The sequence below is a fragment of the Pseudomonas putida genome, from assembly GCF_028682635.1.
GTDB classification, from domain to species: domain Bacteria; phylum Pseudomonadota; class Gammaproteobacteria; order Pseudomonadales; family Pseudomonadaceae; genus Aquipseudomonas; species Aquipseudomonas putida_AE.
In genome coordinates, this window is the sequence record NZ_JANHLK010000015.1 from 1 (window position 1) to 17,529 (window position 17,529).

Sequence of the window (17,529 nt, forward strand, 5' to 3'; positions counted from 1 at the left end):
AGGGATGGGTTAGTAGCCGTTGGAGCCGTAATCGACCTGAAAGTCGAACCCGGTCAGGCGTTCCACACCGGTTTCCAGCCGCCCATCCGGCAACAACCGCAACCAGCGATACCCCGGCGCCTGCTCCCCGACCTTGAAGTCTTCGCTGCCCGGTTCGAACTGAATGCAGGTCGATGGCGAGGCGATCAGACGCACGCCGTTACTCAATTGATCGATTTCCTGATGCACATGCCCCCACAGCACGGCACGCACCTGTGGAAAACGATCCAGGACTTCAAAAAACGCTTCAGGATTGCGCAGACCGATCGGCTCCATCCACGCACAGCCGATCGATACCGGGTGATGGTGCAGGCACACCAGATGGTGCCGCTCTGGCGCTTCGCTCAAGGAACGGGCCAACAACTGCAACTGTTCATCCTGCAAATACCCCGGTACCGAGCCCGGCACGGCCGAATCGAGCAGGGTGACCCGCCAGTTGCCAACATCCACCACCGGCTCCAGCAAGGCGCTCTGCACCGCGGCCTCGGCCATTATCCGCGGCTCGTCGTGATTGCCGGGAATCCAGCGCGCCGGCGCGTCGAGCTGTCGGGTCAACTCGCGAAACTGCTGGTATGACTCGAGCGTGCCGTCCTGGGACAAATCGCCGGTGGCCAGGATCAGATCGATCCGAGGCTGCTGCTCGCGTACCAAGTCGATGACTTTTTGCAGGCTGTCACGGGTATTCATGCCCAGCAGCATCCCGTCCGCTTCGGCGAACAGGTGACTGTCGGAGAGTTGCACCAGCAACGCCGGATCGGCGGTGGTCAAGTTGGATACGCTCGGCAAGGCGTTCTCCCAGGGCGTGATCGCGGGGTTGAATTATGGCGCAATTATGCTGGGGGATGATCAAAAAGGGGAATCCGCGAACCTGACGCAGTTCACAAGAACGTCAACGGACCACTTCGTACTCGTGCCCCAACGCCAGGCAATGACTCAACCACTCGCCCAGGAACATGTTCAGCTGGGCCTTCTCGTCGGGCTGATGCATCGAGGCGTTCGGGTAAGGATAGATGCCGCGAAAGCGCCGCGCATGTTCGGCGCTGACCACTTCGGCCATGCACGCGTCGTGATAGACCTGCACTTCCAGTTGCGGCACCGGCAGCCAGGGCAGACTGTGCTCCTGGCGCACCTGCAGGGTCGTGGTGTAGGGACAGACCTGCAGCACCTCCAGCGCCAGCACGCCCAGCATCTGGTCGCCATGGGTCACGGCGATCCGCCGCGCCGCCGGCTCGCTGCGCATGTCCGGCAACAATCGCATCAGGCGCGCGTAGTTCGCCTCGCAGGATGCCTGTAGCCCCACGAGGTCCACCCGATAGCGATCGCGCAGCTTGTTTACGACCATAGCCCCCTCACTTCAACGCGGTTCAGTGCCAGCCATTGCAAGGCAATGATGCTGGCCGCGTTGGCAATACGTCCGTCGCGTACGGCTTGCAGGGCATCTTCGAACGCCCACACCGTGACGCGGATATCTTCAGCCTCTTCCTCCAGCCCATGCAGGCCGCCTACCCCACTACTATCGCAACGTCCCAGGTACAAATGCACGAATTCGTTGCTGCCGCCCGGCGATGGAAAATATTGGGTCATCGGCCACAGCGCCCCGATGACAAGCCCAGCTTCCTCCTGCGCTTCGCGGTGAGCAACTTCTTCCGGTTGCTCATCCTTGTCGATCAGACCAGCGACCAGTTCGATCAGCCATGGATTGTCGATCTTGCCCAGGGCGCCGACGCGAAACTGCTCGATCAGCACCACTTCGTCGCGTTGTGGGTCGTAGGGCAGCATGCACACCGCATCGTGGCGCACGAACAGTTCACGGCTGATTTCGCGGCTCATGCCGCCGGCGAACAGTTCGTGGCGCAAGTGCACGCGATCGAGCTTGTAGAAACCCTCGAAGCACTTTTCGCGCCGAACGATATCCACGGCGGTCGGAATGGCTTTGGCAAAATCAGTCATGACTATCCTCGTATCTGACACCGAGGCTCCAACCTCGACTTCGCGCCATCCTAACGCGCCCGTGAGGTTTGATGCAGCCCCTTTACCTTCATCGAGATGGACGGTGAGGGCGAAACCCACTCTAATTAGCTTAGTGGCGAACTGACTGCTCCGTTGACAGTCGAAGCGGGTAACTTTTCGCCTTTCCCTGTTTTATGAAGGACGCCCATGTCGCTTTTTAAAATTGCCTCCGTGGCCGCTCTCGCCCTGACCCTGGGCGCTTGCCAGAGCCTGTTCCAGCCCAACTATCGCGCGCCGCTGGAAACTACCCGCGACGCCACCGAGCAACTCAAGCCAGGCTGTACGGACCAGGACTGTCCGCTGGTGAACATCGATACCCTGCACTTCCCCGCCGAGCCTGAACTGGACGGCATCATCGAAAAACGCCTGCTGCAAATGACCCGCACCTCACCCGACGCCCCGGTGGCGCCGACGCTGGCGGCCTATCGCGAACAGTTTTTGCGCACCGCAGGTCCGCGCAACAGCATTTACCTGCAGGCCAAGGTACGTGAGCAGCATGACGGACTGGTGATCATCGAGTTGTCCAGCTACCTGGACACCGGCGGCGCCCATGGCACGCCGGGTCGGGGGTTCATCAACTACTCGCGTCAGCAGCATAAAGTGCTGACACTGTCGGACATGCTGGTGCCCGGGCAGGAAGAGGCGTTCTGGAAAGCCGCGCAGGTGGCGCATAACAGCTGGTTGATCAGCACCAAGCTCGATCAGGAACCGGAGTTCGTCAAGAGCTGGCCGTTCCAGAAAACCCAGAACGTGGCGCTGACCTACGGCGGGGTGATCCTCAAGTACGAAACAAGCAGCATCGCGCCTTACGCGCTGGGCCATGTCGAACTGAAGATCCGCTACCCTCGCCTGAACGGCATCATCAAGCCCGAGCTGTTTCCCGGCCGTAACTGAAGGCCCGGCCCAGCACCAGCTGCAGCAGCCCTGCCAGGATCAACGCCGGCAGGGTTGCGCCGATGTCCGGATACAGATTGGCCAGCAAGTGATAGGTGCTCACCCCGCCCAACCAGGCGAGCAGCGCCGGCCAGCGCAATGCGGCTGACGCCACTTGGCCACTGCGTTTGCGCAGGATGAAGTGATCCACCAGCACCACGCCGAACAGCGGCGCAAACACCGATCCGATCAACAGCAGGAAGTTCTGGTACTGGGCCAGTGGCGCCAGCAAGGCGATCAGGGTGCAGATCACGCCAATGGCCAGGGCCAGGTGCTCGACTTTCAGGCGCAACAGGATCCCGCTGGAAACGGCTGCCGAGTGAATGTCGGCAAAGGCGTTTTCCGACTCATCGAGCAGGATCAGCAGCAGCGGAATGCCCAGGCCCGCACCCGCCAATGCCAGCAGCAAGGCATTGACTTCACCGCTCGGCGCGAACGCCAGGGTGTAGGCCACGCCCAGGCTCATCAGCCAGAAATTACCGATGAAGAAGCCAATCGCCGTCCCGCCGAAGACATTCTTCGCACGCTTGCCGAAACGCGAATAGTCGGCAATCAGTGGCAGCCACGACAGCGGCATCGCGATAGCGATGTCGAAGCCCACCGCGAACGGCATCGAACCGTCACCGGCCTGCGCCCACAAGGCAGCCAGGTCGGCTTTGGCGAACAGGTTCCAGGTCAGCCAGATGCACGCTGCCAGCAACAGCCAGATGCCCCATTTACGCAGGATCTGGCGCACGAAGGTCAACGGACCGCTGACGGCCAACAGGGTCGCCAGCGCGCCGAAGAACAGGGTCCACAGCACTGGATTGGACAGTACGCTACCCTCGCTGAAGGCCTTGGCGCCCAACAGACTGGCGGCATCGCGCATGACGATGATCTCGAACGAGCCCCAACCGATCAGTTGCAGCAGGTTCAGCACCGCCGGCAGGCTGGCGCCTTTGCTGCCGAGGCTGAGTTTGAGCGCGGCCATGGATGACAGGCCGGTGTCGCTGCCGATCACGCCGACGGCAGCCAGCAGTAGAACGCCGACCAGCGTGCCGAGGAAAATCGCCAGCAGCGAGCCGGACAGGCCCAGGCCTGGCGCGAGCAGTGCGCCGGTCTGCAGGACCATCAGGCCGATGCCGAGGGAGAACCACAGGGAAAACAGATCGCGGCCGCCGAACACACGTTTGTCGGTCGGCACCGCGATGTCGGGGGAATAAGTACTCGGTTGAATGCTCAAGGGTGTTATCTCAGAGGGACATTTGTTGTTGTGTTGATCGCTATCGCCAGCAGGCTGGCTCCCACAGGGGACTTGTGAAACTCACAGATCCAATGTGGGAGCCAGCCTGCTGGCGATGGGGCCTGTGCAGGCCCCACCCTTTCAGGTCAGATCAAACTTTCTGATACAGCTGACTGCCTTCCTGCTTGAAGCGCTCAGCCTGTTCGGCCATGCCCTGGGCAACATCCACGTCGACCGCCTCGATCCGTTGGTTGGCCGCATACTCGCGGACTTCCTGGGTAATTTTCATCGAGCAGAATTTCGGCCCGCACATGGAGCAGAAGTGCGCGACCTTGGCCGAATCCTTCGGCAGCGTCTCATCGTGATACGAACGGGCGGTATCCGGATCAAGGCCCAGGTTGAACTGGTCTTCCCAACGGAATTCGAAACGCGCCTTGCTCAAGGCATTGTCGCGGATCTGTGCGCCCGGATGCCCCTTCGCCAGATCGGCGGCATGCGCGGCGATCTTGTAGGTGATGATCCCGGTCTTGACGTCATCCTTGTTTGGCAGGCCCAGGTGCTCCTTGGGCGTGACGTAGCAGAGCATGGCGCAACCGAACCAGCCGATCATCGCCGCGCCAATACCGGAGGTGATGTGGTCGTAGCCCGGCGCGATGTCGGTGGTCAGCGGGCCGAGGGTGTAGAACGGCGCCTCGTCGCAGCATTCCAGCTGCTTGTCCATGTTCTCCTTGATCAACTGCATCGGCACGTGGCCCGGGCCTTCGATCATGCACTGCACGTCGTGCTTCCAGGCGATCTTGGTCAGCTCGCCGAGGGTCTCCAGCTCGCCGAACTGCGCTTCGTCGTTGGCATCGGCAATCGAGCCAGGACGCAGGCCATCACCCAGCGAGAAGCTGACGTCGTAGGCCTTCATGATTTCGCAGATGTCTTCGAAATGGGTGTAGAGGAAGTTTTCCTTGTGGTGCGCCAGGCACCACTTGGCCATGATCGAACCGCCACGGGAGACGATGCCGGTCACGCGCTTGGCGGTCATTGGCACGTAGCGCAGCAACACGCCGGCGTGGATGGTGAAGTAGTCGACGCCCTGCTCGGCCTGCTCGATCAGGGTGTCGCGGAACAGCTCCCAGGTCAGGTCTTCGGCGACGCCGCCGACTTTTTCCAGGGCCTGGTAGATCGGCACGGTACCGATCGGCACCGGCGAGTTGCGGATGATCCACTCGCGGGTTTCGTGAATGTGTTTGCCGGTGGACAGGTCCATGACCGTGTCCGAACCCCAGCGAATGCCCCAGGTCAGTTTCGCCACTTCTTCTTCGATGGACGAACCCAGGGCGCTGTTGCCGATGTTGCCGTTGATCTTCACCAGGAAGTTACGGCCGATGATCATCGGTTCCAGTTCGGTGTGGTTGATGTTGGCCGGAATGATCGCGCGGCCGCGGGCGATTTCGTCACGGACGAATTCCGGGGTGATGATTTTCGGCACGCTGGCGCCGAAGCTGTGGCCGGCGTGTTGCTGGTCCAGCAGGCCGGCGGCGCGGGCCACTTCCAGCTTCATGTTTTCGCGGATGGCGACGTATTCCATCTCGGCGGTGATGATGCCCTGGCGCGCGTAGTGCATCTGGCTGACGTTGGCACCCGGCTTGGCGCGACGCGGGTTGTTCACGTGGGCAAAACGCAGCTTGGTCAGCTCCGGGTCGGCGAGGCGTTCCTGGCCGAAGTTGGAGCTCAGGCCGCTCAGGCGCTCGGTGTCGCCGCGGGATTCGATCCAGGGCGAGCGCACATCGGCCAGGCCTTTGCGCACGTCGATGATGACGTTGGGGTCGGTGTACGGGCCGGATGTGTCATAGACCACGACCGGCGCGTTGACCTCGCCACCGAAGTCGGTTGGCGTCACGTCGAGGCTGATTTCGCGCATCGGCACGAGGATGTCCGGGCGAGTGCCCTGGACATAGATTTTTTGCGAGCGGGTAAACGGCTGCACCGATTGTTGATCGACCTTGGCCGAGTCACTCAGGTTGGTGGCGATTTTTGCTTTTGTAGTCATCACGGGCTCTCCAGACAGCATCCAGGCAGTGGAATTTTGTCGGAGCGAACCTGTAAACGAATGGACGCACGGGCGCTGAAAAACCAGCTGTGCTGTGCTCAGTGCTCGAGGGGTGTTCGATTGTCGAACAACATCCCGGACGAAGCACAAGAGGACTCGCCGGGTGACGAGAAATCTTGTTCCCTACGCAGGCGCTAACCTGATCAGGTTCAACGGGATCCGAAATTATTCGATCTCAGCCTCATAGCAAGGCACCCCGACAAGAACCCGGCCAGTCTAGACACAACTGGCAGAGAACGCCAACTCCGTTGCAAACACCGTGATGAATGGCGCAATTAGCGCGATCGCCAGGATTGTTGCCGCTCCAATGCACAACTACACTCGCTACGCCAAGCTGCGCATTGACGTTGCACAGGCAGCGCCTTAGCCTTGGCGCTCAAATTACTTGTGTAATATTTTTACTAGGGAACGCCTATGCTGCGCAAACTCTCACTGGCCCTTGCCGTGTCTTGTGCGTCCAATGGAATGGCCTGGGCAGCAGAAGCGCCCTTATCGACCAGGACCGATCTGGTCAGCGTCTACCAGGAAGCGGTGAACAACAACGCCGACCTCGCCGCTGCCATCGCCCAATATGGCGCCCAGAAGGAAGTCGTGCCCCAGGCCCGTGCCGGACTGCTGCCCAATCTGTCGGGCGGTGCCGATGTTGCCAACGTACGCACGGCGATCGATCAGCCGTCGGCCACGGCCAACCGTAATGCCCATTCGTACCAGGCGACCCTGGCGCAACCGCTGTTTCGCGCCGATCGCTGGTTCCAGTTCCAGGCCGCCAAGGACGTCAACGAACAGGCCGCATTGCAGCTTTCCGCGACCCAGCAGAACCTGATCCTGCAGACGGCCGACAGTTACTTCAACGTGTTGCGCAGCCAGGACAACCTGGCCTCGACCAAGGCCGAGGAAGCCGCGTTCAAGCGTCAGCTCGACCAGTCCAACGAACGCTTCGATGTCGGTCTCTCGGACAAGACCGACGTACTGAACTCGCAAGCCAGCTACGACACCGCACGCGCCAACCGCATCGTTGCCCAGCGCCAGGTGGATGATGCCTTCGAAGCCTTGGTCACCCTGACCAACCGTCAGTACAACTCGATCCAGGGCATCAGCCACAACCTGCCGATCCTGCCGCCCGCGCCGAACGACGCCAAGGCCTGGGTCGAAACGGCGGCCAGGCAGAACCTCAACCTGCTGGCCAGCAACTACGCCGTCAGCGCCGCCGAGCAAACCGTCAAGCAGCGCAAGTCCGGCCATGCGCCGACACTCGACGCCGTGGCGCAATACCAGAAAGGCGACAACGATGCACTGGGTTTCAGCAACCCGAGCGCCTTCGGCCAACCGTACAAGGGCGACGTCGAGCAGACCTCGGTTGGCCTGCAACTGAACATCCCGATCTACAGCGGTGGCCTGATCAATTCCCAGGTGCGCCAATCCTATGCGCAGCTGGACCAGACCGAGCAGCAACGCGAATCCCTGCGTCGACAAATCGTCGAAAACACCCGTGACCTGCACCGCGCGGTGAATACCGATGTCGAGCAGGTGCAGGCGCGCAAGCAATCGATCATCTCCAACCAGAGCGCGGTGGAAGCGACCGAAATCGGCTATCAGGTGGGCACGCGAAACATCGTCGACGTGCTGGATGCACAGCGCTCGCTCTACACGTCGGTGCGTGACTACAACAACACCCGCTACGACTACATCCTCGACAACCTGCGCTTGAAGCAGCAGGCCGGTACGTTGAACCCGGGGGACTTGCAGGATCTGGCACGCTGGCTCAATCCCAACTACAACCCGGACAAGGACTTCCTGCCGCCGGATCTGGCGAAGGCCGCGGCTGAGCAACTCAAGGCAAGGCCTTAAAAGCAAAAGATCGCAGCCTTCGGCAGCTCCTACATTGGAATGCATCCCCCTGTAGGAGCTGCCGCAGGCTGCGATCTTTTTGTTTCTAACGGTCGATCAACCGCCCCAACCCATCCAATAACCGCTGCAGCGCCCCCTGATTGGCGCGCATCACCTTCAACCCCGCTTCCGACATCCGCTGCGCATCGCGCGGCAATTCGAACAGGCGCTGCACCGCCACCGCCAGACCTTGCGCATCCTCAACCTCCTGCAACGCCCCGGCACTGCGCAACTGCGCTGCGATTTCAAGGAAGTTGAACAGATGAGGGCCGCTCAGCACTGGCTTGGAGAGTGCCGCCGGCTCAAGCAGGTTATGCCCGCCATTGGGCACCAGGCTACCGCCGACGAACGCGCTGTCAGCCAGGGCATAGAGAAACAGCAACTCGCCCATGGTGTCACCCAGCAGCACCGAAGTCTTTGCGGTTACGGGTTCGCCCGTGGAGCGACGGACTGTTTCGAAACCCTGCTGACGGCACAATTCGAAAACCGGGTTAAAGCGCTCAGGATGGCGCGGCACCAGAATCAGCAAGGCATCGGGATGGCTCGCGAGCAACTGGCGATGGGCTGCCAGGACCACCTCGTCTTCGCCATCGTGGGTACTGGCGGCAATCCACACCGGGCGTTCCTGCGCCTGCCATTGCCCGCGCAACTCGGCGGCACGCTGCAATAGTTGCGGGTCGATGGTCAGGTCGAACTTGATCGAGCCGGTGACTTCGACGGTTTCCCCCCGCGCGCCCAACTCACGAAAACGCTGGGCCTCGGCTTCGGTCTGCACCGCAAACAGGCTCATCTCGGCGAGCATCGGAGCGGTCAGTTTTCTGAAGCGACCATAGCCCCTGGCCGAACGCTCGGACAGCCGCGCATTGGCCAGCGCCACGGGAATCCCGCGCTTGGCGCATTGATGGATATGGTTGGGCCAGAGTTCGGTTTCCATGATCACCGCCAGCTTTGGCTGGACGCGATCAAGAAAACGCTTGGCGGCGCACGGCAAGTCGTACGGCAGATAGCAGTGCTGGATGCGCGGCTCGTTGGCGAACAACGCCTGGATGCGCTCCGAACCGGTGGGGGTCATGCAGGTCACGGTGATCGGCAGCTGTGGATAACGTTGCAGCAAGGCGCGAATCATCGGCGCGGCGGCAATGCTTTCGCCTACGGACACCGCGTGCACCCAGATTCCTCCGGGTTTCATCGTCGGCATCCCGTAGGAGAAACGCTCGCCGATGCGCTTGGCATAGGCCGGCGCCTTGCGCGAGCGCAGCCACAGCCGAATCGCCACCAATGGCAGCCCCAGGTAAAACAGCACGGTGTAGAGAGTTCTATTCATGGCGGCGGAGTTTATCGGTTTTTTCACCGATCGCCTGCAGATGCACGGCAAAACGTTCCGCCAACCAGCGAGCCGCCGGACCCAGCGGCTCATCGCGCCGCCAGACCAGTTCCACCACCAGGGCCGGCGGGGTCCATTCGCTGACCAGTTCGACCATCAAATCCTGATACGCCGGGTACTGAACTACGTGCCGTGGCAGCCAGGCCCAGCCAAGACCGCGCACCAACCATTCAGCCATCACATAAAAGCTGTCGGCCCGCCAGACCTGCGGGCTGGCCGGTTCGCTGCCGGGGTAGACGCTGGACTGCGTGGACATCAGCAACTGGCGATGCTGCGCCAGTTCCTGGCAGTTCACTTCAGCCTTTGCCGCCAATGGATGCCCGACGCCGCATACCGTGACCATCTCGACACTGCCCAGTACCCGCCGCTCCAGGGCTTCAGGAATTTGATCGTGGTAAAACAGCAACCCCAGATCGGCCCGACGCTCCACCAGTTTGCGCGCCACATCACCTTGGGCAGCGCTGGTCAGTTGCACTTCAATGCTGGGAAATTTTTCCGCCAGGGCTTCGAAGCTTTCGATGATCGGCTGGTACGGCATCGCCTCATCCTGGGCCAGGCGCAGACGGGCCTCCTGGCCGCGCATCATCGCCAGCGCCCGGCCATTGAGACGCTCACATTGGCGCAGCACTTCCCGCGCCTCTTCCAGCAAGGCGTTGCCGGCCTCGGTGAGTTTCGGCTGGCGGCCGCTGCTGCGGTCGAACAGGCTCACGCCCAGGTCTTCCTCCAACAGCGCAATTGCACTACTGACCGCCGACTGGGCTTTGCGCTGGTCCCGTGCCACGGCAGAAAACGAGCGTTGCTCCGCCACGCCGACAAACAGGCGCAGTTGTTCAAGGTTCCATTGCATCGACAAACCCATCTTCATAACAGATAGGTAATGACTTTACCGCATCTGGAGAATCTCTAGAATGCCGAACTCAACAAGCAACACTTCATACGAGGATTGACCCATGACCGCTTACTACTACCTGGCCATTGCCATCTGCGCCGAAGTGATTGCCACTGTTTCGATGAAAGCGGTCAAAGGCTTCAGCACCCCGCTGCCGCTGCTGCTGGTGATCGTCGGCTACGGCATCGCCTTCTGGATGCTGACCCTCGTGGTGCGCAGCGTACCGGTGGGCGTGGCATACGCGGTATGGGCCGGCATGGGCATCGTAATGGTCAGCGTCGCGGCGCTGTTTATCTACGGGCAGAAGCTGGATGTGCCGGCGATGCTGGGGATGGCGCTAATCGTCCTGGGTGTCGTGGTGATTCAGTTGTTCTCCAAAACCGCCGGACACTAAGACTCACGCACAATCCAATGTGGGAGCGGGCTTGCTCGCGAATGCGGTGTGTCATCCACCGTTGAAGCCGACTGACACGACGCCTTCGCGAGCAAGCCCGCTCCCACAATTGATCACCAACAAATCCACGCTTCTTCGAGTCTGTATACTGCGCCCTCGTCTTGAACACTGAGGTCGCCGCATGCCATCCGTTATTTCCACCGACGTTCTCATTGTCGGCGCTGGTGTCGCCGGCCTCTGGCTGAATGCGCGCCTGCGCCGCCAGGGTTTTTCGACCGTGCTGGTGGAAAGCGCCAGCCTCGGCGGCGGGCAGAGCGTGAAGTCCCAGGGCATCATCCATGGCGGAGCCAAATATGCTCTGCATGGCGCACTGACCGGCGCCTCGGAAGCCATTGCCGACATGCCGCGGCGCTGGCGTGAAGCCCTCGCTGGCGACGGCGAACTGGACCTGTCGGGCGTGCGTCTGCTGTCCGAGGCCCACTATCTCTGGTCACCGGGGACCATTGCCGGCAACCTCACCAGCTTCTTCGCCAGCAAGGCCGTGCGCGGTCGCGTCGATCAGGTCAAGGGCGACCAATTGCCACCGGCCCTGCAAGACAAACGCTTCAAGGGCAAAGTCTATCGCCTGGCGGAACTGGTGATCGATGTACCGAGCCTGATCCAGCGCCTGGCAGACCTCGCGGGTGACGGCCTGCTCGCCGGCCAGAAGATCGAACCGCTGCTGGAGGGTGGTGTGCTGGTCGGCCTCAAGGTGGATGAACGCGAGATCCGCGCCCAACGCATCGTATTGAGCGCCGGTGGCGGAACGGCGGCGTTGCTCGAAGCGCTGGGGTTGACCCAGCCCGCCATGCAACGTCGCCCGCTGCACATGATCATCGCCAAGGGCCCGAGCCTCAAGCCGCTGTACGCCCATTGCCTGGGTGGCGGCACCAAACCGCGCATTACCGTGACCACACACCCGGCGGCCGATGGCCAGTGGGTCTGGTACCTGGGCGGCGACATTGCCGAAGCCGAAGGCGTGGCCCGTGAACCCGCCGAACAGATCGCCACCGCGCAAAAAGAACTCGGCCAGTTGTTGCCATGGATCGACCTCAGCACGGTGCAATGGGCAACCCTGCGCGTGGACCGCGCGGAGCCATTGCAATCGGGGCTGACCCGCCCCGACAACGCCTTTGTGGCCGAGGAAGGTCGCCTGCTGGTGGGCTGGCCAACCAAACTGGCACTGGCGCCGGACTTCGCCGACCGGGTGATCGCCAGCCTCGCCCGCGATGGCATTCAACCGGGCCCCGCCAGCGCATTGCCGCCGCTGCCAAAACCGCCGATGGGCGTCCCGGCCTGGGAGCAACTGCTGCCATGAGCCAACCGACTTTGCACGACCTTCACCGCCCCTTGGGCAGCACTGGCCTGACAGTATCGCCACTAGGCCTGGGCACGGTAAAACTCGGCCGCGATCAAGGGGTGAAGTACCCCAACGGTTTCCAGATTCCCGATGATGACGAAGCGCGCATGCTGCTCAAACTCGCGCGTGATATGGGCATCAACCTGATCGACACCGCGCCGGCCTATGGTCGCAGCGAAGAGCGCCTCGGCCCGCTGCTGCGGGGTCAGCGTCAGGATTGGGTGATCGTCAGCAAGGTCGGCGAAGAGTTTGCCGACGGGCAGTCCCGCCATGATTTCAGCGCCGCCCACACCCGCCTCTCGGTGGAGCGCAGCCTGCAACGCCTTGAAACTGATTTTATCGACCTGGTGCTGGTGCACTCCGACGGCAACGACCTGGCGATCCTCAACGACTGCGAAGTCTACGCAACCCTTGCCGCACTCAAGGCCGAAGGCAAGATTCGCGGCTTCGGCTTTTCCGGCAAAACCGTCGAAGGCGGCTTGAAGGCGCTGGAGCAAGGTGATTGCGCCATGGTCACCTACAATCTGAACGAGCAAAGCGAAAAGGCCGTGATTGACTATGCTGCTGCTCACGGCAAAGCCATTCTGGTCAAGAAAGCCCTCGCCAGCGGTCATGTGTGCCTGAGCCCAGGCGTGGACCCTGTGCGCGCCAGTTTCGAGTTGTTGTTCGAACATCCCGGCGTGGCCAGTGCTATTGTCGGAACGATCAACCCGCTGCACCTCGCCCATAACGTGGCGACCGTTGCCCAGGTCCTACGTAGCCACTGATGCCGCCCCACGCGGCCTAAAGCAGGAGCCGACATGCCGCGTACGCTCATTAGAAAGAACCCGAGCAACTTCAAGACCCTGCCGTTATTCGTCGAAGCGACTCCCGAAGGCCTGAGTTATCAGAGCGTCGGGAGGCCGCTGAATTTCTCCCAGATCCTGCAACGTCGGCGCCCGGTGACCGTCGCCGATACGCAACGCTTTTCCCTGGAATTGGCCAACCTCGGGGTTTCGGTTCGCCTGACACTGCATTGGCAGAATCGCGATTACTGGGTACTGGTGCGCCAACGGCGGCAGGACCGCGGCGACGTGGTGCTCAAGCTGATTTCCGGCTACGTGCCGGCCCATGAGCTGAACCTGCCGTTGCACACGGCCATCCAGGAAATTGCCGAGGAATGCCTGCTGGAAACCCCGGAAGGCTGGCTCGGCGGACGCTTCAACGACACCTGGCTACCCGCGCCCTACTCCAGCGCCCTGCACTACCGCGAAGCCCTGCCGTTTCGCCTGTCGCCGCTGTCCGGCTCGGCACGTCCGGTACGTTGCGCCAACCTGCCATTGATCGAACGGCCACGGGCCTACGTGCACTTGCCGACCGCATCGCTGCAGTTGATCTACGACTTGCGCCTGGAGGTGCCCAAGGAAGCCAAGTCCCTGAGCCTGTTTCACGTCGACGAACGCCTGGAAGGCGATCAATTGGTCGCCCGCCTGGATCGCAAGCGTCCCGACCTGTACCTGATGCCTTTGCAGGATGGCCACCCCCTGGCCGAGCTCTACACCTTGAAAAAGGATCAATTGCACCCGGCGAGCACGCGTGGGCTGTACCTGGCCGAAAGTTTCGCCCGGCAGGAAGGCTGGCTGGTGAAAGATGAGCGGATTCGCTGGAAGGACTGGGTGCGGCAGCAGGGTTTGACGCCGCCGGGGAAGGCTTCGGGATTGGCGCGATTGCGTGGCAAGGCCAGGCAACTGCTGAAGAAGATTGTGCCGCGTAAAAAGGTCAACTCTTAAAAGCAAATGATCGCAGCCTGCGGCAGCTCCTACAGGGTCACGTGCCGCAAGTTGCGATTTTTTTTGGGTTTATTCGGACTTGCGGATCTTCTCGACAATGGCGGTCGTTGAGCTGTTTTCCACCAGCCCCAGCACTTTCACGGTCCCGCCGTAAGCGGTCACGATGTCCGCACCGACCACTTGGTCAATCCCGTAGTCCCCACCCTTGACCAGCACGTCCGGCTTGACCTCGCGCAGCAGGTTCTCCGGTGTGCCTTCAGCGAAACTGATCACCCAATCGACCGCGCCCAGACCTGCCAGCACCGCCATGCGCCGGTCGACACTGTTGATCGGACGGCCGGGCCCTTTCAGGCGGCTGACCGACGCATCGTCGTTGACCGCGACGATCAGGCGATCGCCTTGCGCCCGCGCCTGCTCCAGGTACGTCACGTGCCCGGCATGCAGGATGTCGAAGCAGCCGTTGGTGAAGACGATCTTCTCTTTATGCGCACGCGCATCATCGACTGCCAGCAACAGCTGCTCCAGGCCCAACACGCCGCGCTCGGAGCCTTCTTCACGCTGGATAGCCCGACGCAGTTCCGGCGCGCTGATGGCCGCCGTACCAAGCTTGCCGACCACGATGCCGGCCGCCAGATTGGCCAGGCCCACCGCGTGCGGCAGCTCTTCACCCGCAGCAATCGCCGCTGCCAGGGTGGAAATCACCGTATCGCCAGCACCGGTCACGTCGAACACTTCACGGGCGCGTGCCGGCAGGTGCAATGCCGGATGATCAGGCCGCAGCAGGGTCATGCCGTGCTCACCACGGGTCACCAGCAAGGCGCCAAGGTCCAGGTCGTGCATCAGCTGCGCGCCTTTGCTGACCAATTCGTGCTCATCGGCGCAACCACCGACGATGGTTTCGAATTCGCTGAGGTTCGGCGTGATCAGGCTCGCTCCGCGATAAATGGAGAAATCCTTGCCCTTGGGATCGGCCAGCACCGGAATGCCACGGGCGCGGGCGGCCTGGATCAACACCTGATGGTTTTTCAGTGCGCCCTTGCCGTAGTCGGACAGCACCAGCACCTTGATGCCTTCGAGCAGTTCGTCGACTTGCACGGACAACGCCAGGGAGTCGGTGGCGAACGGTTCTTCGAAGTCGATTCGCAGCAGTTGCTGGTGACGACTCATGACCCGCAGTTTGACGATGGTCGGCTGGTGCGCGATGCGCTGGAACAACGCGCGCACACCGGCCCCCTTGAGGCTATTGACCAGGCTGTCGGCGGCTTCATCGTCGCCAGTGACGCCGACCAGCGAGGCTGGCGCGCCAAGGGCGGCAATGTTCAACGCAACGTTGGCGGCACCGCCCGGGCGGTCCTCGATGTGTTCGACCTTGACTACCGGTACTGGCGCCTCAGGGGAAATCCGTGAGGTACCACCATGCCAGTAACGGTCGAGCATGACATCGCCGACCACCAAGACAGGGGCTTGATCGAATCGCGGCATGGACAACTTCATGGAGCAACCCACATACAAAATGAACAGGGGCGCGATATTAACACAGGGTGGGCACAGGCTTGTGTGACGGCTGCAACGGGATCTTGCGCCAAGGCTTTTTGATCAATTATTGAGCAAGAATCGCGCATGGATTCACTCGAGCGGCGCATTGCACGCCGGCTGAGCATCAGGGTGAGCCAGGCTCACCCTGAAGTCGGTGTCAGGCGATGTCTTCGGCCGGCGTATCGAGCCCCATCGCATGCAGGCGCGAATAGTAGCCATTTTGCGCCAGCAATTGCGTGTGGGTGCCACGCTCGACGATTTCACCCTGATCCATCACCAGAATCAGGTCGGCCTTTTCGATAGTCGACAACCGGTGAGCGATGACCAGCGTGGTACGACCTTTCATGACTTGATCCAGGGCTGCCTGAATGTGCCGCTCGGACTCGGTATCGAGCGCCGAGGTGGCTTCGTCGAGAATCAGCAACGGGGCATTTTTCAGCAAGGCCCGGGCAATCGCCAGGCGCTGGCGCTGGCCGCCGGACAGCAGTACGCCGTTTTCCCCGACCTGGGTATCCAGGCCTTGCGGCATCTGCGCGATGAAGTCCATGGCATAGGCGTCCGCAGCAGCCTTTTCAATGTCTGCGCGAGGTGCGCCAGCCAGGTCACCGTAGGCGATATTGTTGGCGATAGTGTCGTTGAACAGGGTCACATGTTGTGTGACTTGTGCTACGTGCCGACGCAGGTTGCGCAGGCGGTAGTCTTCGATTTCGACATCATCGAGCAGGATCTCGCCGACTTCATGATGGTAGAAGCGCGGTATCAGGCTGGCGAGTGTCGACTTGCCGCTGCCAGAGCGACCAACCAGTGCGATCATCTGCCCTGGCGCCGCAGTGAAGCTGATGTTCTTCAGCACTTCACGCTCTGTCCCGGGATAGGTAAAGCTCAGGTTGCGCACTTCCAGGTAGCCATTGACGCGGTCGCGCTCAACGGTACCGTGGTCGACTTCCGGCTCGACGTCCAGTTGCTCGAAAATGCTTTCGGCACCGGCGACACCTTTCTGAATGGTCGAACTGACTTCCGACAGCTGCCGGATCGGCTTGGGCAGCAGACCCGCCGCCGTGATGTAGGCCACCAGGTCACCGGCGGTGGCATCACCGCGCAGGAACAGCACCAGGAACATCAGCACGGCCATGGCGGTGTAGATCACCAACTGCAGCATCGGCGTGTAGACCGCCCCGGTCTTGGTCATGCGCAGTTGCTTGTCGGTATTGCCCTGGCTGGCTTCGGCAAAGCGCCGCTCTTCATAGCTCTCGCCACCGAAGCTGCGCACCACGCGATAACCCTGGATGGTCTCGGACGCCACATGGGTCACATCGCCCATGGCCACCTGGATCTTCTTGCTCTGCTTGCGGAATTTCTTGCTGGTGTTACCCACCATGAGTGCAATCAGCGGCAGGATGGCCAGCATCACGATGGTCAGTTTCCAGTTCATCCACAGCAGGTAGGCAAACAGGAAGACCACGGTAAGGCCTTCGCGAATCACCACCTTGATTGCATCGGTAGCGGCACCGGTCACCATGGTCACGTTGAACGTGATGCGCGAGATCAGATGCCCGGAATTATGCGTATCGAAATAGCGGTTTGGCAGAACCAGCAACTTGTTGAACAACTCGACCCGCAGGTCATGCACCAGCCCCAGCGAAACCTTCGCCAGGTAATAGTTGCCAAGGAAGGAGCCCAGGCCTTGCCACGCCGCGATCAGGATGATCAGCAATGGCACGGCCATCAGCAGCTGCAAGTCCTTCAGATAAGGGACGTTGGGGAAGAGCACCGCTTCAGGATTGCTCAGGCCATCGACGAAATATTTGAGAATCCCCGCCAGCATCGGCTGTGTGGAGGCAAAGATCACGAAGCCCACGATACTCAGCAAGAAAAGGCCGAGATAAGGTTTTACATACCCCAACAGCCGAAAATAGATTTTCAGGCTGGAGTCCTGTCCCGCTTTGGGCGGTGCGTCACTCATCGT

At 61.4% G+C, this 17,529-nt stretch carries 15 protein-coding genes and 1 riboswitch; of the genes, 6 read left to right on the plus strand and 9 right to left on the minus strand.

The window, feature by feature from the left end:
• Positions 1-9 precede the first annotated feature (9 nt).
• The 3 genes from cpdA to NPS56_RS18890 all read right to left on the minus strand — a co-directional run bounded on the left by cpdA (position 10) and on the right by NPS56_RS18890 (position 1,989).
• Positions 10-825, minus strand: coding sequence for a 3',5'-cyclic-AMP phosphodiesterase (gene cpdA, locus NPS56_RS18880; RefSeq protein ID WP_274076010.1), 816 nt, complete (start codon positions 823-825; stop codon positions 10-12).
• A 103-nt stretch (positions 826-928) separates the two neighbouring features.
• Positions 929-1,381, minus strand: coding sequence for a DUF1249 domain-containing protein (locus NPS56_RS18885; RefSeq protein ID WP_008063540.1), 453 nt, complete (start codon positions 1,379-1,381; stop codon positions 929-931).
• Positions 1,372-1,989, minus strand: coding sequence for an NUDIX domain-containing protein (locus tag NPS56_RS18890; protein ID WP_274076011.1), 618 nt, complete (start codon positions 1,987-1,989; stop codon positions 1,372-1,374). Before NPS56_RS18890 ends, NPS56_RS18885 begins: the two co-directional genes overlap by 10 nt.
• Before the next feature lie 207 nt (positions 1,990-2,196).
• On the opposite strand from NPS56_RS18890, the gene NPS56_RS18895 reads away from it, so the two are divergent.
• Positions 2,197-2,943: a DUF3298 domain-containing protein gene (locus tag NPS56_RS18895; RefSeq protein WP_274076012.1), complete on the plus strand. Its 747-nt coding sequence runs from the start codon at positions 2,197-2,199 to the stop codon at positions 2,941-2,943.
• On the opposite strand, the gene cytX is transcribed toward NPS56_RS18895, so the two are convergent.
• Together cytX and thiC are read right to left on the minus strand one after the other, a co-directional pair.
• The gene (gene cytX / locus NPS56_RS18900) at positions 2,912-4,204 is read right to left on the minus strand and encodes a putative hydroxymethylpyrimidine transporter CytX (protein WP_274076013.1); all 1,293 of its coding nucleotides are present in this window, start codon (positions 4,202-4,204) and stop codon (positions 2,912-2,914) included. The genes NPS56_RS18895 and cytX overlap by 32 nt on opposite strands.
• 151 nt (positions 4,205-4,355) lie before the next feature.
• On the minus strand, positions 4,356-6,245 hold the full coding sequence (thiC, locus tag NPS56_RS18905) for a phosphomethylpyrimidine synthase ThiC (protein ID WP_034148712.1): 1,890 nt from the start codon (positions 6,243-6,245) through the stop codon (positions 4,356-4,358).
• 163 nt (positions 6,246-6,408) lie between these two features.
• Positions 6,409-6,514, minus strand: a riboswitch (TPP riboswitch).
• Positions 6,515-6,719: 205 nt separating this feature from the next.
• Here thiC and NPS56_RS18910 point away from each other — a divergent pair.
• A complete protein-coding gene (locus NPS56_RS18910) occupies positions 6,720-8,153 on the plus strand; it encodes a TolC family outer membrane protein (protein WP_274076014.1) in 1,434 nt (477 codons plus the stop codon).
• A gap of 85 nt (positions 8,154-8,238) precedes the next feature.
• Here NPS56_RS18910 and waaA read toward each other — a convergent pair whose 3' ends face one another.
• Both waaA and NPS56_RS18920 read right to left on the minus strand, forming a co-directional pair.
• Complete coding sequence (gene waaA / locus NPS56_RS18915) at positions 8,239-9,516, minus strand: lipid IV(A) 3-deoxy-D-manno-octulosonic acid transferase (RefSeq protein ID WP_274076015.1); 1,278 nt, start codon at positions 9,514-9,516, stop codon at positions 8,239-8,241.
• Positions 9,509-10,423: a LysR family transcriptional regulator gene (locus NPS56_RS18920; protein WP_274076016.1), complete on the minus strand. Its 915-nt coding sequence runs from the start codon at positions 10,421-10,423 to the stop codon at positions 9,509-9,511. Before NPS56_RS18920 ends, waaA begins: the two co-directional genes overlap by 8 nt.
• 103 nt (positions 10,424-10,526) lie before the next feature.
• Between NPS56_RS18920 and NPS56_RS18925 the strand changes: the two genes are divergently transcribed.
• From NPS56_RS18925 to NPS56_RS18945, 4 genes are all read left to right on the plus strand, one after another.
• Positions 10,527-10,859: a DMT family transporter gene (locus NPS56_RS18925; protein ID WP_008004867.1), complete on the plus strand. Its 333-nt coding sequence runs from the start codon at positions 10,527-10,529 to the stop codon at positions 10,857-10,859.
• Between the two features lie 181 nt (positions 10,860-11,040).
• Positions 11,041-12,216, plus strand: coding sequence for an NAD(P)/FAD-dependent oxidoreductase (locus NPS56_RS18935; protein WP_274076017.1), 1,176 nt, complete (start codon positions 11,041-11,043; stop codon positions 12,214-12,216).
• Positions 12,213-13,025 carry an aldo/keto reductase gene (locus NPS56_RS18940; RefSeq protein WP_274076018.1) on the plus strand — a complete coding sequence of 271 codons (813 nt, stop codon included), beginning with the start codon at positions 12,213-12,215 and terminating at the stop codon, positions 13,023-13,025. Before NPS56_RS18935 ends, NPS56_RS18940 begins: the two co-directional genes overlap by 4 nt.
• A 33-nt stretch (positions 13,026-13,058) precedes the next feature.
• Positions 13,059-14,027: a metal ABC transporter ATPase gene (locus NPS56_RS18945; RefSeq protein ID WP_274076019.1), complete on the plus strand. Its 969-nt coding sequence runs from the start codon at positions 13,059-13,061 to the stop codon at positions 14,025-14,027.
• Positions 14,028-14,096: 69 nt separating this feature from the next.
• Here the strand turns inward: NPS56_RS18945 and hldE are convergent, their stop codons facing one another.
• Together hldE and msbA are read right to left on the minus strand one after the other, a co-directional pair.
• Positions 14,097-15,521, minus strand: a complete 1,425-nt coding sequence (gene hldE / locus NPS56_RS18950; protein ID WP_274076020.1) for a bifunctional D-glycero-beta-D-manno-heptose-7-phosphate kinase/D-glycero-beta-D-manno-heptose 1-phosphate adenylyltransferase HldE — start codon at positions 15,519-15,521, stop codon at positions 14,097-14,099.
• A 199-nt stretch (positions 15,522-15,720) separates the two neighbouring features.
• Positions 15,721-17,526 (minus strand): lipid A export permease/ATP-binding protein MsbA, encoded by a 1,806-nt coding sequence (gene msbA, locus NPS56_RS18955; protein WP_274076021.1) that lies wholly within the window; start codon positions 17,524-17,526, stop codon positions 15,721-15,723.
• Positions 17,527-17,529 lie beyond the last annotated feature (3 nt).